At 45.0% G+C, this 19272-nt stretch carries 14 protein-coding genes and 1 tRNA gene; 7 read left to right on the forward strand and 8 right to left on the reverse strand.

Translation table 11 applies throughout. The annotated features are described in order from the left end of the window. Positions 1-135 precede the first annotated feature (135 nt). From HMPREF3144_RS03285 to HMPREF3144_RS03315, 7 genes are all read right to left on the reverse strand, one after another. Positions 136-2181, reverse strand: a complete 2046-nt coding sequence (locus tag HMPREF3144_RS03285) for a TRAP transporter permease (RefSeq protein WP_070476392.1) — start codon at positions 2179-2181, stop codon at positions 136-138. After that, positions 2150-2731 carry a DUF1850 domain-containing protein gene (locus HMPREF3144_RS03290; RefSeq protein WP_018026215.1) on the reverse strand — a complete coding sequence of 194 codons (582 nt, stop codon included), beginning with the start codon at positions 2729-2731 and terminating at the stop codon, positions 2150-2152. Before HMPREF3144_RS03290 ends, HMPREF3144_RS03285 begins: the two co-directional genes overlap by 32 nt. Positions 2732-2790: 59 nt before the next feature. Next, entirely contained in the window at positions 2791-3735 is a 945-nt protein-coding gene (locus HMPREF3144_RS03295; protein ID WP_018026214.1) for a TAXI family TRAP transporter solute-binding subunit, read from the reverse strand. Between the two features lie 287 nt (positions 3736-4022). Then, entirely contained in the window at positions 4023-5957 is a 1935-nt protein-coding gene (locus tag HMPREF3144_RS03300; protein WP_070476395.1) for an ABC-F family ATP-binding cassette domain-containing protein, read from the reverse strand. A gap of 215 nt (positions 5958-6172) precedes the next feature. Beyond that, positions 6173-7093, reverse strand: coding sequence for a 50S ribosomal protein L3 N(5)-glutamine methyltransferase (gene prmB, locus HMPREF3144_RS03305; protein WP_018026212.1), 921 nt, complete (start codon positions 7091-7093; stop codon positions 6173-6175). A gap of 519 nt (positions 7094-7612) precedes the next feature. Beyond that, positions 7613-7697 (reverse strand) — tRNA-Leu (locus HMPREF3144_RS03310). A 161-nt stretch (positions 7698-7858) separates the two neighbouring features. After that, the gene (locus tag HMPREF3144_RS03315; RefSeq protein ID WP_070476397.1) at positions 7859-8983 is read right to left on the reverse strand and encodes an AI-2E family transporter; all 1125 of its coding nucleotides are present in this window, start codon (positions 8981-8983) and stop codon (positions 7859-7861) included. Positions 8984-9162: 179 nt separating this feature from the next. Between HMPREF3144_RS03315 and HMPREF3144_RS03320 the strand changes: the two genes are divergently transcribed. Then, a complete protein-coding gene (locus tag HMPREF3144_RS03320) occupies positions 9163-9777 on the forward strand; it encodes a transglycosylase SLT domain-containing protein (RefSeq protein ID WP_070476399.1) in 615 nt (204 codons plus the stop codon). A gap of 44 nt (positions 9778-9821) precedes the next feature. Here HMPREF3144_RS03320 and xth read toward each other — a convergent pair whose 3' ends face one another. Next, complete coding sequence (gene xth / locus HMPREF3144_RS03325; protein ID WP_070476401.1) at positions 9822-10604, reverse strand: exodeoxyribonuclease III; 783 nt, start codon at positions 10602-10604, stop codon at positions 9822-9824. Positions 10605-10743: 139 nt separating this feature from the next. Between xth and HMPREF3144_RS03330 the strand changes: the two genes are divergently transcribed. The 6 genes from HMPREF3144_RS03330 (at position 10744) to HMPREF3144_RS03355 (ending at position 19271) form a co-directional block, all read left to right on the forward strand. Then, entirely contained in the window at positions 10744-11535 is a 792-nt protein-coding gene (locus tag HMPREF3144_RS03330; RefSeq protein ID WP_070476403.1) for a spermidine synthase, read from the forward strand. A gap of 36 nt (positions 11536-11571) precedes the next feature. Then, a complete protein-coding gene (locus HMPREF3144_RS03335) occupies positions 11572-12552 on the forward strand; it encodes an ABC transporter substrate-binding protein (RefSeq protein WP_018026207.1) in 981 nt (326 codons plus the stop codon). Positions 12553-12670: 118 nt separating this feature from the next. Further along, a complete protein-coding gene (locus HMPREF3144_RS03340) occupies positions 12671-13552 on the forward strand; it encodes an ABC transporter permease (protein WP_036558293.1) in 882 nt (293 codons plus the stop codon). Between the two features lie 7 nt (positions 13553-13559). Then, positions 13560-14354: an ABC transporter ATP-binding protein gene (locus HMPREF3144_RS03345; protein WP_018026205.1), complete on the forward strand. Its 795-nt coding sequence runs from the start codon at positions 13560-13562 to the stop codon at positions 14352-14354. Positions 14355-14721: 367 nt separating this feature from the next. Beyond that, entirely contained in the window at positions 14722-15984 is a 1263-nt protein-coding gene (locus HMPREF3144_RS03350; protein ID WP_070476405.1) for an efflux RND transporter periplasmic adaptor subunit, read from the forward strand. Between the two features lie 11 nt (positions 15985-15995). Continuing rightward, the gene (locus HMPREF3144_RS03355; RefSeq protein WP_018026203.1) at positions 15996-19271 is read left to right on the forward strand and encodes a multidrug efflux RND transporter permease subunit; all 3276 of its coding nucleotides are present in this window, start codon (positions 15996-15998) and stop codon (positions 19269-19271) included. The last annotated feature ends 1 nt before the right edge of the window (position 19272 follow it).

The following is a 19272-nucleotide window of genomic DNA, read 5'->3' on the forward strand; positions in this document are numbered from 1 at the left end:
CGCTATTTAACCGTTTTTATGCAAAAGTCTCAGTCTGATCTTAACGCGGTCGTTTTTCTGCATAAAATAACCCCCGGAAAGTTAATTTTCCTGGGGTTATTTTATGTAGAGCGTAGCTAAGTTATTAAATGATTTCTAACTGTTTTTAAGTGCCGGATTAGCCTTGATGCGTACCAGTTGATAAGCAACCAGCATCACAAAGATAATTGCGCCAATAATATCTGTATTACCACCGGGATACATTAAGCAAATACCGGTAACCAAAGAAATAAGTCGCAGGATTGGATTCAATTTAAAAAACCAATAACCGATTAATCCGGCACCGATGGCAATCATTCCCGTAATCGCTGTTATTAACATGATGATCACTTCAACAAAGTTAGTGTCAATTAATAATAGCTGTGGTTGGAAGACGAACATGTACGGAATAATAAATGCCGCAATCGCCAGTTTGGTCGCGTTAACCGCTGTGCGAATAGGAGCACCGCCTGAAACCCCTGTCGAGGCGAATGCTGCCAAAGCCACAGGTGGTGTAATATCTGCGACAATACCGAAATAAAATACAAACATATGCGCCGCTAAAATAGGAACTGCTTCGTTAGCAGGCAATATATGATTAATGGCAACAGCGGCAGGTAAGGCAATGGTTGATGTAATGATATAGTTAGCCGTTGTGGGTGAACCCATCCCGATAATTAAAGACGTCACCATCGTAAACATTAGGGTGAGTAAAATTTGCAGCTGCAAATTGCCGGATGCCAGTGCGCCGGCCATATCCAGCAAGCCATTACCCATTTTTAAGCCCAAGCCTGTTTTTGTGACGACACCGACAATGATCCCCGCGCACGCACACGCAGCCGCTACACCCAGTGCTGTACGGGCTCCGGAGGTGAGTGCTTCAATGATTTTCGGAAGAGTAATGCGTGTGTCTTTGAGGAATAAAGAGACAACAATCGCCGAAACAATCCCTAACAATGCCGTTCTTTCAATACTAAAGCCTTTAAAAAGCAGTAGGACAATAATAAGGATCGGGAAAAGTAAATGCAGGCGTTTTAAAACGAACTTCATTTTAGGGATCTGATCGTCAGGAAGTCCAAGTAACCCGGTACGTTTTGCCTCGAGGTGGGTCATGATCCAAATCCCTGAAAAATATAGTATGGCCGGAATAGTGGCTGCCTTAGCAATATCCCAATAGGGAACGCCGGCAAACTCGATCATCAGGAATGCAGCTGCCCCCATAATAGGTGGCATAATTTGTCCACCGGTAGACGCTGCAGCCTCGACTGCACCTGCAAAGTTTTTGTTATACCCAAGCTTTTTCATCATAGGTATGGTGTAGGAACCTGTAGTGACTACGTTAGCGACCGAACTACCTGAGATAGTACCTTGTAAGGCGCTCGAGAATACGGCGACTTTTGCTGGTCCACCAACTCGCTTACCTGCAATAGCCACTGCTAAGTCGTTAAAGTAATTTCCTACCCCGGTCTGCACTAAAAATGATCCGAAGAGTAAGAATAAGAAGATGTAGGTAGAGGATACTTGTAACGGGGTGCCTAAAATACCTTCTGTGGTAAAGAACATGGCTTTAACCAATTGGTGCTCTGTTAGACCACGGTGGGCAAACATGCCGGGCATCGATTGACCGAAGTAGGCATATAACAAGAACGCAACTGAAATAATGACAATAGGCAGTCCTACGGCACGGCGGGTGGCTTCGAGTGTCAGCAAAATAGCCAGCGAACCAATCACAAGCTGTGCGCCTGTAATGGTGCCGACGTGTCGAACGAGTGTCTCGTAGTACATTGGCCAATAGCCACAAACCAAAATCGCCAGTAAAATTAAAATTAAATCGTACCAAGGGACGTGATTTTTTGCTGTCCCGCGTTTGGCCGGGAACAAGAAGAAAATGAGCGATAATGCAAAGCCTAAATGCACTGTACGTTGGATGTATGCTGTAAACTGCCCAAAGACGCCAGTGTAAATTTGGAATAATGAGAAGCTGATTAACGCGACAAAGACAATACTTGCCATGATTCCGGTTAGGTGGCGGGTACGTGATTCGACATCAAACTTCTCTAATAACGCTGCATGCTCTTCAGGGGTTAACTCTTTCTCTTCAGCAATGTCAACGTCTCGTGCCTTATCAGGATCAGTGGGTTTGTTTGGATACTTTTGAGTCATGAATTAATGGCTCCTTCCATAAATAATAACGTGGTAAGTTTTTAACCTTGATTTCTAACCAAGCGCCGGGTTTAAAGTATTGATTAAAATATACTTGGTGCGCTTTGTCATTTTTATCGAACCACAAAAGACGATGCTTAGATACTGTTTTGCCGTTTCGGATAATCATAGAAGGCATTATTAAGTTTAGGTTTTTGATGTGGTATTTGCCATTTTCAGTGACAAATAGCGCACCGGGTGGTGCATTTGACGGCATGCCTATGCCAAACTCTTCAAAAATAATGTCTGTTTGTTCAATCTCATTTTGTTCATTGACGCGGTATATTTCAACAACATCTTTATGGTGTATCGAATGAACAAAAATAATACTGAATCGATTGCCCGGTTCAATAGGTAAAAGAGCTTCTATTTTTTGTGTCTTGCGGTCTGAAAAAACTAAGACGAGTTGGTGAGATAATGCTCTTATTATTACTAATGCAGTAAAAATAACAAGTAGGATAATTACTATCCCGATAAAAGTTTGTTTTTTTCTAAAAACGATTTGTTGCATAGTATTTAAAAAAGTCGATAACTAATGTTATCGACTTTTTAATTGGAATAGATGTTTTATTATTTAACTTCTAAACCTTTTTCTTCATAATACTTTTTAGCACCGGGATGTAAGTCGAAACCAACACCATCTAATGCTTTGTTTAAAGAAATTTCTTTTGCTTTAGCATGTGAAATTTTATCTACGTTTTCATAAATTGCTTTAGTGATGTTGTAGACAGCATCTTCAGGAAGATCTTTTTTTACTACTAACATCGCTAACACGGCAACAGTGTTAACGTCGTTGGCTAGACCATAAGTACCTTGTTTGATCGTATTAACACCATAGAAAGGGTACTTATCGATAAGCTTCTTAGCTTCTTCGCCGTCGATAGGTAGTACATTGACTTTTGCAGTGGCTGTTAATTGCTCAACGGCACCGGTTGGTGTACCTGCAGTAATAAAGGCTGCATCAATATTGCCATCTTGAATACCACCCACAGACTCACCGAAATCTAAGTGCTGTGCTCGGATATCATTCATGTTTAGGCCGTAAACCTCAAGAATTTGCTCTGCACTCACATAGGTACCGGAACCCGGCGCACCCACAGAGACCTTTTTACCTTTTAAGTCATTGACTGTTTTAATGCCGGACTTATCCGTTGTAACGATTTGAACGGTTTCCGGGTAAAGAGAGCCAAGAGCTTGGATGCCTTCGACTTTCTTACCTTCAAAGTTATTTACACCATCAATCGCATAAGCTGCTACGTCAGTCTGTGTGAAAGCGATTTCAGCTTCGCCGTTATTTACAGCAATGATGTTATCCGCAGAAGCGTTAGAAGACAAAGCATCGGTTTTGATGCCGGTTTCGTCGCTAATAATCTTAGCGATTGCACCACCTAAGGGATAATAGGTGCCGCCTGTACCACCGGTTAACATACTTAAAAACTTAGGGTTTTCTGCTTGCGCTGTGGCAAATATGGAAGACACGGCTAATGTCGCTGTAAGTAGAAGTTTTTTATACATAAGGGTTTCCTCCAAAAATATAAGTCATGTTAATTTACCAAGCGTTGAGCACTTTGGCTATTATGACTTTCACTAGTTAGTATTTATCAGCTTTTACAACGTTTTTTAGAAAAACGGCTGTCAGCTAAAAATAAAAGGATGAAAGATTGATTTGCTAACCTTTAATCTTAAATACTTTATTCACATGAACGATACCATATTTACTGGGTTTGTAAAACAAAAATTTTCAAATCATCTTGAGTGCGTGTTTTATTAAAGGTGTTTTTATGCAATATGAAGTGTTTTTGTTAGCTTTTATCGATTTGTTCGATTGCTTCAGTGAGTTCGAGCCAGCGTTCTTCCAGTTGGTTTTTCTGCGCTTCCAATTGCCCATGCTCACTTAATTGCGCTATGCGATTGTCTCGATTCTCATCGCTATAGAAGTTTTCATCACTCATAGCCTTTTGCAGTTCTTCAAGTCTTTCTAACGCTTTCTCCAGTTTGCTTTCAATCTGCTTCAGTTCCTGAATCAGCGGCTTTTTGAGAATACCTAAACGTTGTCTTTCTTCAGCTTCTTGGCGTCTTCGGGCTCGGCGGTCGAGAGGTGTAATCTCGTCTGTGGTGGCTAAACGATCTTGTTGCTTGGCAAGGGTTGATTCTTGGCGTTCAGTCGCCTTTTTGTCCGTAAGCCATTGCTGATAATCATCTAAGTCGCCATCAAACTCGCTGATGCTGCCATCGGCGACGATCATCAACTCATCAGTGGTGCTACGGAGTAAGTGCCGATCATGTGATACAAGTAGGATGCTGCCTTCAAATTGGGTTAGTGCCCTTGCTAAGGCTTCACGCATATCAACATCCAAGTGGTTGCTCGGTTCATCGAGTAGTAGGAGGTTGGGCTTTTTCCAAACCAGAAGAGCAAGGGCTAAACGAGCTTTTTCACCACCGGAAAAAGGTTCGACCTTAGCGAGGGCTTGCTCACCAATAAAGCCAAAGCCACCGAGGTAGTCGCGTAAGCTTTGCTCGCGTTCATTGGGAGCAATGCGAATCATATGCAACAGGGGAGTGGCTTGTGGGTCCAGCATGTCCAGTTGCTGCTGAGCAAAATAGGCGATATTAACGCCTTTGGCAGTCTTGATGGTGCCACTTAATGGTTCTAATTCACCCACAAGCGATTTAATAAAAGTAGATTTTCCTGCACCGTTGACCCCTAGCATGCCAATACGAGCTCCCGCTCTAATCATCATGCTGACGTTTTTTAAAATTGGCTGAGTGGGCTCATATCCAAGGTCTATTTTATCAATGATAATTAGCGGATCGGGCATTTGTTCGGGCTGTGGAAGGCTAAAACTAATCCCTGAGCTTAGTTGCAGCGGTGCGAGCTTTTGCATGCGATTAAGAGCCTTTACTCGGCTTTGTGCTTGTTTGGCCTTTGTCGCCTTGGCTTTAAAGCGGTCAATAAAAGACTGCATATGTTGAATCTCTTTTTGTTGCTTTTCATACGCCTGCTCATGCTGAGCCATGCGTTCAGCCTGCTGCTCAATAAAGGACTCATAATTGCCGCGGTAGCGTTGCAATTTATGCTGTTCAAAATGCAAAATAACACGCGCCACATTATTTAAAAACTCGGTATCGTGGGAGATTAGCAGTACCGTGCCCTGATAGGCGGCAAGCCATTGCTCCAACCAAGCCATGGCATCTAAGTCCAAGTGGTTGGTCGGCTCATCCAAGAGTAGTAAATCGGAGGGCTTCATCAACGCACGAGCAATCGACAGTCTGACCTGCCAACCTCCGGAAAACTCACTGACGGCTTTATCCCATGTCTCAGGTGCAAAGCCTAAACCTGCTAACAGCTGTTCTGCACGCGACTCAGCAGACCAATGACCAGCATCGTTTAAGGCGGTTTCTAATTCGGCAATGGCCATACCGTCATCTTCTGACACCTCGGCTCGTGCTTTTTGTAAAGCGCGTAAACGGCTGTCGCCATCAATGACAAAGTCTCTAGCAATTTTTTCCTGACCGTACACGTCCTGACTAACAGCAGCAATTTCCCAGCCTTGTGGGATCGTTAAGGTGCCTGCATCCTGTTCGATATGTCCTTGAATTAAGGCGAACAGGGTGGATTTGCCGGCACCGTTTTTACCGACAATACCGACGCGCTCACCGGGGTTGATAGTGAATTCTGCCTCATCTAATAACAGTTTGGTGCCACGACGAAGGGTTAAGCCTTGGGCTTTGATCATTGCTTTGCAAAGTCCTTTATGATGTTTGAGATGCGAGTGAATTGATGGGTATTTATTTTAGCATCAAAGCAGCAGCCCAAAATCCGCTAGTCAAATTTGCTGTAGTCTGAACTTTTGAAGTGTCCGCTTAAGCGCTTTATTTATCAGAGACTGTGAGTGTAAAAGCAAAAGCCTCGGTCGGTGCCGAGGCTTGAATAAGGTAAGTGTTATCAATACTATTTAGTACTATCGCTTAACTTGAGTAACTCAGTTTTAGTTAACATTAAGATAATACTTGGGTCAAATTCAGTTTCTAAAAAGATAGGCTCTAACTGCGGGAAGGCACGATAAAAATGCTCCATATTAAAGCCGATTTCTAAGACCACAAAGCCATCTTCATTTAAGTATTTAGGGGCTTGCTTGAGGAATTTACGCACCACATCCATGCCATCATCTCCCCCATGCAGTGCCAATACCGGCTCATGTCGATACTCATCCGGTAATCTACGCATGCTTTGTGTTGTCACATAGGGCGGGTTGCAGATAATCACATCGTACTTATGATTACTATCGAGTGATTTAAATAAATCACTTTCAATAATACGCACTCGATCCTCGAGTTTGTACATGTTTACGTTGCGCTGCGCTAATAAAATCGCATATTCGGAAATATCAGCCGCATCGACTGTACTATTAGGGAAAGTCAGTGCTAGTAAGATGGCTAAACAAGCTGAGCCGGTGCACATATCCAGCATGCTCATGGGCTTTTCAACGTCTTCTACCCATGGTGCTAACTCATCTTGTACAATCAGCTCGGCAATCGGGGAACGGGGGACGATCACGCGCTTATCGGTTAAAAAGCGATGTCCTTGCAGCCAAGCTACACCGGTAAGATGCGCTAAGGGCATGCGGGTGGTGACGCGCTGATGAATCAGGTCTAATATTAATTTTTTTTCACTTTCAAGTATGCGCGCATCAATATAGGGCTCCAATTGATCCAGTGGTAAATTCAAGCGCTCTAGCACCAAATAAACCGCTTCATCCCAGGCATTGTCATTACCATGACCGAAGCTTAAGTCTGCTTGATTAAAAGATGATACGGCATAGCGAATTAAGTCACGAATTGTTTTAAGTTCTTTATAGCTTTTGGTGCTCATCGTAAAAAATACCTCTGCAGATAAGGCGCCTAGTCGAATTTAGTACATTTGAAAAAAAGCTATTTTAGCATCAAAGAGCGGAGCCTAGGACTGAAAGGAAGTTTGATTTTTGCAATGCAAAATCACAGCTATCAATCCTGAGTGGCGAATGAATGGAGTGATTAGTGAAAAGCAGGGTGTAATGGTGGCCAATGACTTGGCGCTTTAGTTATGGAATGATAATTACTTATGTAGCCCCTATGTCACACTCGTTGTCCGATCATTTTAGGTTTAACCTAATTTGTAGCTGCTAATTAGCTACTTTAATCAAGCCCGTCATTATGCTAGAAGATAAAAAACAGTTACTTTCGCTGAAAGCGAAGCACAGGTTAGAGAAAGCTACTCAGAATGTCGTTTCACAGATGCCGAAATTGGCCGATACTTGAAGTATAAAGCTTGATGATGAAAGAATTTTGGATTGCTCGTTGTAATTTTAAATTACTCACAATCTCTTAAGAGGTGCATGATTCATGCTTTTTGTGGTGCGAGCGGAGAGACTTGAACTCTCACACCTCACGGCGCTGGAACCTAAATCCAGTGCGTCTACCAATTCCGCCACGCTCGCACTTAGTTGAGTAGTTAGTGTGATTTGAGATATCATCACGTATCGACTAACTAAGCATTTAATTATAGGGGATAAACGCTACCACGTCAAGTGTTTTTCTCGCTTTTGTTGTTGTAATCAATTTGCCCCTACAATTGCTGCAAAAAAGCGACACTATGCAGCTATTTGCCAGTGGCTTTAGGGCCTTTAAGCTTTTCTAAAGCCTCTGTTTTCTTAAGCCTGAGCATATTGGCATCATGCTCAATCATGGTCTCAGCAAAAAGTTGCCAAGACACAATAAATAAGGCTGTGAGAAGAGGGCCAATCACAAAGCCATTAATCCCAAACACACTTAAACCGCCCAAGGTAGAAATTAAAATCAACCAGTCTGGTAGTTTGGTGGACTTACCTACTAAGATAGGGCGGAGTACATTATCCGTTAAGCCAATCACAAAAAAGCCAAAGAGTAACAGCACTACCCCTTTAAAAATCGCAGCGCTGGCAAGAAAGTAGACAGCCACCGGGAACCAGATTAAGGCACTGCCTACAGCAGGTAAGAGCGATAAGAAAGCCATGATAACGCCCCAAAGAATCGCCCCCTGCACCCCTAAAAAGGCAAAAATAATACCACCCAAGGTCCCCTGTACTATGGCAACCAAGATATTGCCCTTAACCGTGGCTTTAACTACTGTGGTAAAGCGCTCAAATAAGGCATTGCGATATTCGTTGGTTAAAGGGATGGTGTATTTAATTCGATCAACTAATTTTGGTCCATCCCTAAAGAAAAAGAACATGGCATACAGCATCACACCGAGGGCCGCAAAGAACCAAAGCGTGTTCTGCCCGACAGAGACGGCTTGGTTGGCTGCGGTGCGGCTGATGTTGGCAAGTGAGGCCTGTATTTTTGTCTGGATATCAGCTAAATCGGTGATTTCAAAATAACCCAAGGCATTATCTAGCCATGAGGGCATGCGCTCAAGAATGGCATTAGAGTAGGTGACGATGTTAAATTTACCGTCTCGCACTAACTCGTAGAAGATATTAATCTCTCTTATCAAGGCGCCAGTAATCAGTAATAAGGGAATCAGTGCCAAAAAAATCCATAAAATGAGCGTGATTAATGCCGCTAAGTTACGGAATCGTGGCATTTTGCGCTGAATCCAGGTGTGCAACGGCCAAAAAATAACGGCAAAAATTACCGCCCAAAAAATTGAGCCGAACCAAGGCATAATAGTGGCAATAAAGCCAATGGTTACCAGAATCAGTAACAAAACAAAAAAGCTGAGATTGGCTTTGGCTGTAGACATCAAATCTCCTCGGATTGCTTGCGTTGAATAGCTTATTATATATGCTATTCATCAATTGCGTGATGGCTGGAATTTAATCACAAAAATGCTGAAAATAGCGATTGCGCAGAGCTGTATTTCAGCCAGTGATGCCGCTTAGCTTGATTGCGCATTACTACTTTAGTCATTGGAATTGCTGTATGTTAAAACAAAGCCTTAACTTTAGAAGTAATAATGTATTACTTAAGTATCTGATGTTGGTGGGTGTCTGTCTACTGCTATCAGCCTGTGCAACGAATAAGACACCGCCCTCGCAACCTGAAAATATCTGTGCCATTTTTAATGAAAAGCCGGATTGGCATCGTGCTGCTATCAAAAGTCATCAAAAGTGGCGTGTGCCACCGCAAATTTTAATGGCGATCGTGTATCAGGAGTCGGGTTATAGGCATGATGCACGACCTCCTAGACGGTGGTTTTTGGGTATTATTCCCGGCACTAGAGCCAGTTCCGCTTATGGCTATCCACAAGCTAAAGATGAGGTGTGGGGCGATTATAAGCGTGAAAATAGTGCCTTTGCTAGCCGCTCTAATATGAGCGACGCCTTGGACTTTATTGGTTGGTATGCTGATAAAGCCCAGCAACTGAATGGCGTTTCTAAATGGGACCCTTATGCGCTTTATCTAAATTATCATGAGGGGTGGGGCGGTTATAGACGTGGCACTTATAAAAATAAAGGCTGGTTATTGCGAGTGGCGCGTACAGTACAAGACAGAAGTGAGCGTTATGGTGCCCAATATGCCCAATGTCGCCCTTAAGCTCAGCTACGTTGAGTCTTAAGGGCTTCAGTCGTGGTAACTAGCTATTTAATTAGCTGCCATTGAATATCTGCGACCACTGGGGCGTGATCGGAGGGACGTTCTAAACGACGCGGCTCCTTGTCAATCCAGCAGGCCTTGCAGAGCGCTTTGAGGGCATCGCTAATCAGAATATGATCAATACGTAGACCGGCATTGCGTCTAAAGCCCATCATGCGATAATCCCACCAGGAAAAACTTTTTTCCTCTTGTTCAAATAGCCTAAAGGCATCATGCAGACCTAAGTCCATCAGTTTTTGTAAGGCAGCACGCTCTGGCGCTGAAATTAAGATGTCACCTTTGTAGCCATCGTGTACATCCCTATTTTCGGGGGCAATATTAAAGTCGCCGGTAATGAGTAGTTGTTGATAGCTAGCCATTTCCTCCTCGAGGAAGCGGTGCAGTTGCTCAAACCAAGCGAGTTTATACTCATATTTATCGCTACCGACGGCGCTACCATTAGGGCAATAGACATTGATAATACGGATTGGACCCTGCGCCGAATCAAAGGTGGCAGCAATTAAGCGTTGCTGAGCATCTTCATAATAGGGGTTGTTGCGCACAACATCATGGGCTTTATGGCGACTGATAATCGCTACCCCGTTATAGGTTTTTTGACCTGACCAACAAGCCTGATAGCCTATCTCCTCAAAAGCGGCTAAATCAAAGAACTCATTATCCTGTTTTAACTCTTGTATGCACAAGATATCGACGGGGTTTGCTTTTAACCAGTCAATAACTTGGGGTAGACGTATTTTTAAAGAATTGACATTCCAAGTGGCAATCATCGTTTTTTTTAAATTAAATTCAAAGACTCTATATTAACAATCAAGGCAGCAATTTTGCTATTTGTCGTCATAACAGCGCAAATTACTACCAAACTTCACTAAGATAGAGTTATTTTTAATCGATTTTTAGGGGTAATTAATGCGCACTAAGCATGTTCCCGATCCTGAATTTGATGTGCCCATGATGGTTGAACAAGGTGGGGTATTGTATTTGCATTTTGACAGTCCTTGGGCGCAAGGGGCGATGTCCTTGTCAGATCCGAACTCATTGGTGTTTTTATATACGCAGCAAATGTGCGCTTGGCTGCTGTTTGAAGCAGCCGATAGTGAGTCGGCGATTGCTTTGCTGGGCTTGGGGGCGGGGAGCCATTTTCGCTTTTTACAAAAGCATACGAACTCACCCGTGTTGGCGGTGGAGTGGAATGAACTGGTGATTATGTGTGTAGAGGACCATTTTCACGTGACAACAGATGAGCGCTGTCAGATCGTGGAGGCGAATGCAGATAAGTGGGTGCATGAGACCTCAGTGCAGGGGCAATATCGTTTTTTAATGGTGGATCTCTATGATTACACGGCCGAGGGACCGGTTTGTAGCTCCAAAAAGTTTTATAAGGGTTGTGCCAATATCTTAGGGAAAGACGGGATTGCGAGTTTTAATCTTTTTGGGCATCATCCAAGTTTCCCTAAGAATTTGGCTAATATTCGTGCTGCCTTTGATGGGCGTGTGGTGATGTTTCCCGAAACGGTGGATGGTAATCGCGTGGTGCTAGCCTTTAAGGGGGCGAACAGGGTCTATGGTCGTGAGGAGCTAGCGCTGAGGGCACAACATATGCAGCTGATTTACGGTTTGCCGGGTGCGGAGTTTTTAGATAGTTTGTTACAAGAGCCTGCAAATCATTTTGTGATTCGCGATAATAAAATTATTATTTAGTATTTCTTGAATATTCTCATAAAAGGAGAGGCATTAATGAGTCGTTTTAATAAAAAGCACCTAGGTCTGGTATTAGGTCTTAGTTTAGGTTTGGGATTAGCTGCACCCACAGCAGTGATGGCCAAGGATAAGTTCGTTGCCATTACCTCCATCGTTGAGCATCCGGCCCTAGATGCGTTTAAGGACGGTGTGGTCGAGGGCTTAGGTGCCGAGGGCTTTAAAGAGGGCGATAATCTCCGTGTTAAGTTCCAGACTGCTCAGGGTAATACCGGCACAGCGGCTCAAATTGCTCGTCAATACGTAGGTGAAAACCCAGACGTGATTGTGGCGATTGGCACACCTTCTGCGCAGGCGGTAGTGGCAGCTACCAAGAGCATTCCAGTCGTGTTCGGTGCGATCACGGATCCGATTGCGGCCCAGTTGGTTAAGGAGCGCGGACCCTCCGGCACCAATGTCACCGGTATGTCGGATGAATTACCGTTGGAGTCTTCGATTGAGTTGATCAAAAAGGCCCTGCCTGAGGCTAAACGCGTAGGTATGGTGTATAACCCTGGTGAGGTTAACTCTAAAATTGTGGTTGATCGCTTAAAGGAATTGATGCCTCAGCATGGCCTGAGCTTGGTTGAAGCTTCCGCCCCACGTACGGTGGATGTTGGCTCAGCAGCGCGTAGCTTAGTATCCAAGGCAGATCTGATTTTCTCCACCACGGATAATAACGTGATAGCCACTTATGAATCCTTGACCAAGGTTTCTTTAGATTCAAAAATACCGTTAATTGCATCGGATACCGATAGCGTACCGCGCGGTGCGATTGCAGCTTTAGGTCTGAATTATAAGCAGTTGGGTGTACAAACTGGTCATATGGTGGCGCGTATCTTAAATGGTGAAAAGCCAGGTGATATCAGTTGGGAAACCTCAAATGAGCTTGCGATTCATTTAAATAAAAAAATGGCTGATCAAATCGGCGTTAAGTTGAGTGATGAATTACTAAAATCTGCTGAGAAAGTGATCGAGTAATTTACAATTGGTTATAATTTATGCGCTAAGTGAATCAATATTGTCTCGATGGCAGTCATTGATTACTTAGCGCTTATTTTTATATGACTTCGGAATTGCCTGATTAGGTTTTTTAGCCATGTCCTTATTAGCTTCATTAGGCGCTTTAGAGCTGGGTTTAATTTATAGCCTTGTTGCTCTGGGCGTTTTTATTTCGTTCAGAATTCTGCGTTTCCCTGATTTAACGGTTGATGGTACCTTTGCTACGGGTGGGGCGGTTGCTGCCTTGATGATTAGTCAAGGCTATGAGCCTTTTATGGTGTCGCTCTGTGCGGCCTTGGCGGGTGCGGTGGCGGGTTCCATTACCGGTTGGTTAAATACCAAGTTGGGCATTATGGATTTGCTCGCCAGTATTTTGATGATGACGGCACTGTATTCGATTAATTTGCGCATTATGAGTGGGCCGAATATTCCATTGATTTTTGATGAGACTGTGTTTACTAGCACCGTGCCGGCCGCAATCAGTGATTATCTATGGCGTCCTATTTTGTTGACCTTGATTTTAATTAGCGTTTTGCTATTGTTAAATCTATATTTCTCCACTCGTTCTGGTTTGGCCATGCGGGCTACGGGTGCTAATTTGCGGATGGCGCGTTCACAGGGCGTTGCAACTGACCGCTCCATTATCGGCGGTATGGCGTTGTCTAATGCCATGGTTGCGTTGGCGGGTGCCTTATTTGCACAATCCCAGGGTGGGTCGGATATTTCAATGGGTATCGGTACCATCGTGATTGGTTTAGCGGCGGTTATTTTAGGTCAGAGCGTGATTCACGCGCGTCGTTTTTTGTTTGTGTTGCTATCGGTGATTTTTGGTGCGATTGTTTATCGATTCTTTATCGCCTTTGCCCTAAATAGTGATGTCATCGGCTTAAAAGCGCAAGACTTGAATTTAGTGACGGCCTTGTTAGTTACCATTGCGTTGATTTTGCCTAAACTTAAAAAACTATTGCTCAAAAAGTGAGTGCGTGATGCTTGATATTAAAAATATTCATATTACGTTTAATCCAAACACGCCAATTGAAACTAAAGCCTTACGCGGTGCCTCGCTTGCGATTGCCGAGGGTGAATTTGTCTCGGTGATCGGTTCAAATGGTGCAGGTAAAAGTACCTTATTAAATGCAGTGGCTGGTGAGCTGCGGGTGGATAAAGGGCAAATCTTAGTTAATCAAAAGGATGTGACTCGTTTGCCCGTATGGGACCGGGCCAAGCAGGTGGCACGAGTGTTTCAGGATCCGATGGCGGGTACCTGTGAGGATTTGACGATTGAGGAGAATTTGGCGCTAGCCTACAGCCGAGGTCAAAAACGGGGCTTAAGAGCGGCCATTAAGCCAGCAATGCGTGAGTTTTTCCAAGAGCGCTTGGCCATTTTAGGATTAGGACTGGAGCATCGTTTAAGCGATCGTATCGGTTTATTGTCTGGCGGACAGCGTCAGGCCATTAGTTTATTAATGGCGACCTTGCAGCCTAGTCGGATTTTGTTATTGGATGAGCATACCGCTGCCCTCGATCCGCGTACGGCCGCTTTTATTCTGGGCTTGACCGAGAAGATTGTCGAAGAGCAGGGGCTAACCACGATGATGGTAACCCATAGTATGAAGCAGGCCTTGGAGCATGGTGATCGTACGGTGATGTTGCATCAGGGCAAAGTTGTGTTGGATGTGAGTGGTGAAAAGCGCGCCCAAATGAATGTGAGCGACTTATTGGAAATGTTTGAAAAGGTGCGAGGTGAGGTGGTCGAAGACGATGCCTTGTTACTCGATTAAGCGAGTAAGTTCGTTTATGTCAATTGGCCCTAAAGTGATTGCGTGCTTTAGGGCTTTTGTTTTATTTATGGTTGAGAATGATATTCGATAAGCTTAAAAAATGCAAAAATGATTGCCTAGGCAATTAGATTTACGATATAATGTTTTTTTGCTTTTTTACATGAGTAATTCGGTGTCGAAGCACATAATTCTCATAAAATAGTTGTAACTGTGGTGAGTGCGTGGTTGTCAGGAGCTAATCAATGATTAGCTTCGGCGCTCCGAATACACCCCATCTCATTGTTTAATTATTCTTTCCAGACTGCTACTCGGTGAGCTATTGGCTAGCGCCGAGTTGAGAGCATATAGATAAGTAAATAGGTCATTCATGAAGATAAATCAAGCTGCCACACGTGGCCTTATGGTGGCATTAAGCTACACTGCATTTTTGACGTTGAGCGCCTGCTCAGAGGATGCTTCAGAGCAGCAAGCACCGCCGCCCATGGCTGTTAGTGTGGTTGAGGCTAAAACTGAATCTACTAAGGTTTATACTACCTTGCCGGCTCGAGTCAATGCACTGAAAGATGCGCAGATTTTGGCACGTGTTACCGGTAATATTGAATCCATTGAGTTTGAACAGGGTGGCCGCGTGAATGCGGGGCAACTGCTATTTAAGATCGATCCTAAACCTTATCAGGCGGCTTATAATCAAGCAGCGGCGAGCTTAAAGCAGGCGCAAGCGACGGCCCGTAGTGCGAATGCCTTAGCCAAGCGTTACCGCGGTTTAGTAAACTCATCAGCCATTAGCCGCCAGGAATATGATGATGCGATGGCTAAAGCCGGTCTGGCTAATGCTTCTGTTGAGCAGGCTCAGGCAGCCTTAAATAATGCAGAAATTAAACTCGGCTATACCAAGGTTGAATCACCGATCGATGGTATTGTAGGCCCCGCATTGGTGACGGAAGGGGCATTGGTCAGTGAGAGCAGTGGCAGTCCATTAGCTGTCGTACAGCAGCTTGATAAGGTGTATGTCGATTTTAATCAGACCGTTAATGAGCTGAGCCAATTACGTCGCGATCTAAGTGAGGGTAAGCTCAAAACCCTAGGTGACGGGGTGGCTGAAGTTGAGTTGGTGATGGATGACGGCAGCCTCTATCCAAACAAGGGTCAGCTCTTATTTACCGGCGTGCAGGTCAATCCCGGCACGGGTCAGGTTCAGTTGCGCGCCACCTTTCCAAACCCTGATCATTACCTATTACCAGGGATGTATTTGCAAGTGCGTTTAGCGCGGGCTTCGGTAGATGATGCGATTTTTGTCCCTAATCAAGCCATTCAGCGTACCTCTGAAGGCGGTAGTAAAGTGATGTTGGTTGATGAGGAAAATGTGGTACGTGACAGCCCGGTGGTATTAGGTCAGGAGTTTGGCGGGCGTACCCTAGTATTAAGCGGTGTCAAGGTCGGTGATAAGGTAATTACGGAAGGCTTTACTAAGATCCGTACTGGTCAAACGGTAAGACCACAGCTTAAAGGCGCTGCCCAACAAGCTCAACAAGAGCAGCAGGCTCAACCGGCTGAAACAGCGGCAAGTCAGGCCCCTGCCGAGCAGTCTGAACAGGGTGCCGATACTGAAGCGGCTGCAGTAGCGCAGTAGGAGCTTGATTAATGTCTAATTTCTTTATTCATCGCCCGATTTTTGCCTGGGTGCTGGCTATTCTTATCTCCTTTGCTGGTTTGCTGGCGATCCCAAATATGTCGGTGGAACAATATCCTGATGTGGCACCGCCCGCCATTACCATTAGTGCAACCTATCCTGGCGCTTCTGCCGAGGAGGTGTCACGTTCGGTGGTCAGTTTGATTGAAGATGAGCTCAATGGTGCCGATGGGCTACTGTATTATTCTTCAACCGCTGATGCGAGTGGTCGTGCCAGTATTGTCGTCACCTTTGAACCGGGGACCGATCAGGATTTAGCGCAGGTGGACGTACAAAACCGCGTTTCTAATATTCAATCCTCCTTGCCGCAAGCCGTGTTGGAGCAGGGAGTACGCTACTCTAAGGGCTTAACCAGTTTCTTGATGATTGTATCAATGTATTCGGATAATCCGGATATTGATGCGGCAAGTGTGGCTGACTACATCACTCGTAACGTTAAAAACAGTATTTCCCGTTTGGATGGGGTGGGTAATTTTCAGCTTTTCTCCGCACCGCGGGCAATGCGTATCTGGGTCGATCCTGAGAAGTTGAGTGGCTATGGTTTAACCATGACGGATGTAACGGCCGCCTTGCGCTCACAAAATATCCCCGTCGCAGCAGGTATTTTAGGTGGTCCGCCGACTGATGCTGACTTGATGACAACAGCCATTACCTCAGTTAATGGTGAATTGACCAATATCGACGAATTTAAAAACGTAGTTTTACGTGCCAATGCTGATGGTTCGTTAGTCAGAGTTCAGGACGTGGCACGGGTTGAAGTCGGTTTAAGCTCCTATAGCTTTAATGGTAAATTGGACGGTAGACCAGTTGCTACCTTTGCCATTAATCTGGCGGCCGGCGCCAATGCCTTGGAAACTGCTGCACTGGTGCGCGCAGAGATGGAGTCACTGTCACAGTATTTCCCAGATGGTATCAGCTATGCCATTCCTTATGATACGGCGCCCTATGTTAAGGAATCCATTCTGAAGGTAGTGCATACCTTGCTTGAAGCGGTGGTGTTGGTATTTGTTGTGATGTTTTTGTTTTTACAAAATGTCCGTTATACCGTGATTCCTGCGCTAGTCGTGCCTATTGCCTTATTGGGTACGCTCGCGATCCTCTGGATGGTCGGTATGTCGGTCAATACCATGACCATGTTCGCAATGGTGCTTTCTATCGGTATTTTGGTGGATGATGCCATTGTGGTGGTGGAAAACGTGGAGCGGATCATGATGGAAGAGCGGATTCCGCCGCTCCAAGCCACCATTAAAGCCATGCCACAAATTGGTGGAGCGATTGTCGGTATTACGCTGGTGTTGGTGACCGTGTTCTTCCCATTGGCCTTTATGAGCGGCTCCTCGGGTGTGATTTACCGCCAGTTTGCTGTGGCTATGGCGGTGTCTATTGCGTTCTCAGGCTTTTTTGCCTTGACCTTTACGCCGGCACTTTGCGCCACTTTCCTGAAACCGGTTACCGTTGGTGCGCATGAGCGTCGCGGTTTCTTTGGTTGGTTTAACCGTAATTTCGATCGCATGACCGAGGGTTATACCTCGTGGGTTGCCAAGCTAGTTAAACGTGGTGGTCGGATGATGTTTATTTATCTGGCTTTAACCATCGGTGCCTTATGGTTTTTTGTGCGGATGCCAGGCTCCTTTATGCCGGATGAGGACCAAGGGGTGGTTATTACGAACGTGGAGTTAGCTTCGGGTTCGACGGCAGAGCGTACAGAAGCGGTGCTCGACCAGGCGCGTGCATTTTTTGAAAAAGAAGAGGCGGTGGAGCACGTGGTATCCATTCGTGGTTTTAGTTTTAATGGTACAGGGATTAATGCCGGTATTATCTTTACTCCGCTTAAGGACTTTAAGGATCGTACCGCAACAGCGCAGGAAATTGCTGGTCGCGCCACCGGTGCCTTATTATTCGGGGTGCCTGATGCCACGATGTTTAGTGTGATGCCGCCACCGATTCCTTCTTTAGGTAATGCCTCAGGTTTTGATATGTATTTACAAGACCGTGGGACCTTAGGTGTTAATGAGCTACGCGCTCAGGCCGATCAATTAGTTGCTTTGGCTTCACAGAACCCTAAACTTAATAGTGTGCGTATTGCTAGCCTAGGTGCCGGTCCATCCTTGGAGATTAAGATTGATCGCGCTAAAGCAATGACTTATGGGGTTAGCTTCCCGGATTTGGCGCAAGTACTCTCCTCTTCGCTCGGTGGTGCCTATTTAGGTAAATTCCCAAATATGGGTCGGATGCAGGATATTTGGGTACAGGCAGATAATCCTTATCGCCGTTCACCGGATGATTTATTACGTCTAAAAGTGCGTAATGCCACAGGTGATTTAGTGGAATTATCCAACTTTATTGAGGTGCGCTGGAGCCTGGCACAAAGCTTAGTACAACGCTATAACAGCTATTTTGCGGTTAATATCAGTGGTTCCGCAGCGCCCGGTGTGGCGAATGGTGAGGCCATGGCAGAGATGGAGCGTCTGATTAGGGATAATCTTTCGGCCGATATCGGTTTTGAATGGACTGGTTTATCGTATCAAGAGATTGAGGCGGGTAACCAAGGCTCGATTTTGATGATACTGTCGCTGTTCGTGGTATTCTTGGTGCTGGCTGCGCTTTATGAGAGTTGGAGTATCCCACTATCGGCGGTGATGATTGTGCCCTTAGGTTTGTTGGGCTCGGTTGCGTTTGCGTATCTCTTTAACCTGTCCAATGATATTTACTTCCAAGTCGGGGTAGTGACGGTGATTGGTTTAGCAACGAAAAACGCCATTCTAATTGTTGAGTTTGCTAAGGATGCCGTGGCTACGGGTCAACCGTTATTTGAGTCAACAGTGCGTGCCGCTCGTCTACGTTTGCGACCGATTTTGATGACCTCATTTGCCTTTATTTTAGGTGTGACCCCATTAATGATCGCAACAGGTGCCGGTGCTGCAGGTCAAAGAACCTTAGGTACTGGGGTTGTGGGTGGTATGATTGCTGCGACTGTGTTCTCGATTTTCATGGTACCGATTTTCTTCTCGGTGGTCTTGAAGATCTTTAAAACTAAGCCTAAGCTTTTAGGTGCGCAAGTGGTTGAGCAGCAAAGCGAGATGCAGAGTCGCGAGGAAAAAGATTTTATTTACTCCGAGGCCTATCCTGAGTTAGATCCTTATCGTGTCGGATCCGACGATACTAATCATTCAAAGAGTGATGGTGCTAAGCCTGGTGATGACACGAATCAAACGCGTGAGGAATAGT

It is taken from the genome of Oligella sp. HMSC05A10, from assembly GCF_001808335.1.
Classification (GTDB): domain Bacteria; phylum Pseudomonadota; class Gammaproteobacteria; order Burkholderiales; family Burkholderiaceae_B; genus Oligella; species Oligella urethralis.

What these genes read in the sequence shown, in the direction of transcription:
- HMPREF3144_RS03285 (WP_070476392.1), bottom strand. Translation starts at nt 2,181, where the DNA reads ATGACTCAAAAGTATCCAAACAAACCCACTGATCCTGATAAGGCACGA.
- HMPREF3144_RS03290 (WP_018026215.1), bottom strand. Translation starts at nt 2,731, where the DNA reads ATGCAACAAATCGTTTTTAGAAAAAAACAAACTTTTATCGGGATAGTA.
- HMPREF3144_RS03295 (WP_018026214.1), bottom strand. Translation starts at nt 3,735, where the DNA reads ATGTATAAAAAACTTCTACTTACAGCGACATTAGCCGTGTCTTCCATA.
- HMPREF3144_RS03300 (WP_070476395.1), bottom strand. Translation starts at nt 5,957, where the DNA reads ATGATCAAAGCCCAAGGCTTAACCCTTCGTCGTGGCACCAAACTGTTA.
- prmB (WP_018026212.1), bottom strand. Translation starts at nt 7,093, where the DNA reads ATGAGCACCAAAAGCTATAAAGAACTTAAAACAATTCGTGACTTAATT.
- HMPREF3144_RS03315 (WP_070476397.1), bottom strand. Translation starts at nt 8,983, where the DNA reads ATGTCTACAGCCAAAGCCAATCTCAGCTTTTTTGTTTTGTTACTGATT.
- HMPREF3144_RS03320 (WP_070476399.1), top strand. Translation starts at nt 9,163, where the DNA reads ATGTTAAAACAAAGCCTTAACTTTAGAAGTAATAATGTATTACTTAAG.
- xth (WP_070476401.1), bottom strand. Translation starts at nt 10,604, where the DNA reads ATGATTGCCACTTGGAATGTCAATTCTTTAAAAATACGTCTACCCCAA.
- HMPREF3144_RS03330 (WP_070476403.1), top strand. Translation starts at nt 10,744, where the DNA reads ATGCGCACTAAGCATGTTCCCGATCCTGAATTTGATGTGCCCATGATG.
- HMPREF3144_RS03335 (WP_018026207.1), top strand. Translation starts at nt 11,572, where the DNA reads ATGAGTCGTTTTAATAAAAAGCACCTAGGTCTGGTATTAGGTCTTAGT.
- HMPREF3144_RS03340 (WP_036558293.1), top strand. Translation starts at nt 12,671, where the DNA reads ATGTCCTTATTAGCTTCATTAGGCGCTTTAGAGCTGGGTTTAATTTAT.
- HMPREF3144_RS03345 (WP_018026205.1), top strand. Translation starts at nt 13,560, where the DNA reads ATGCTTGATATTAAAAATATTCATATTACGTTTAATCCAAACACGCCA.
- HMPREF3144_RS03350 (WP_070476405.1), top strand. Translation starts at nt 14,722, where the DNA reads ATGAAGATAAATCAAGCTGCCACACGTGGCCTTATGGTGGCATTAAGC.
- HMPREF3144_RS03355 (WP_018026203.1), top strand. Translation starts at nt 15,996, where the DNA reads ATGTCTAATTTCTTTATTCATCGCCCGATTTTTGCCTGGGTGCTGGCT.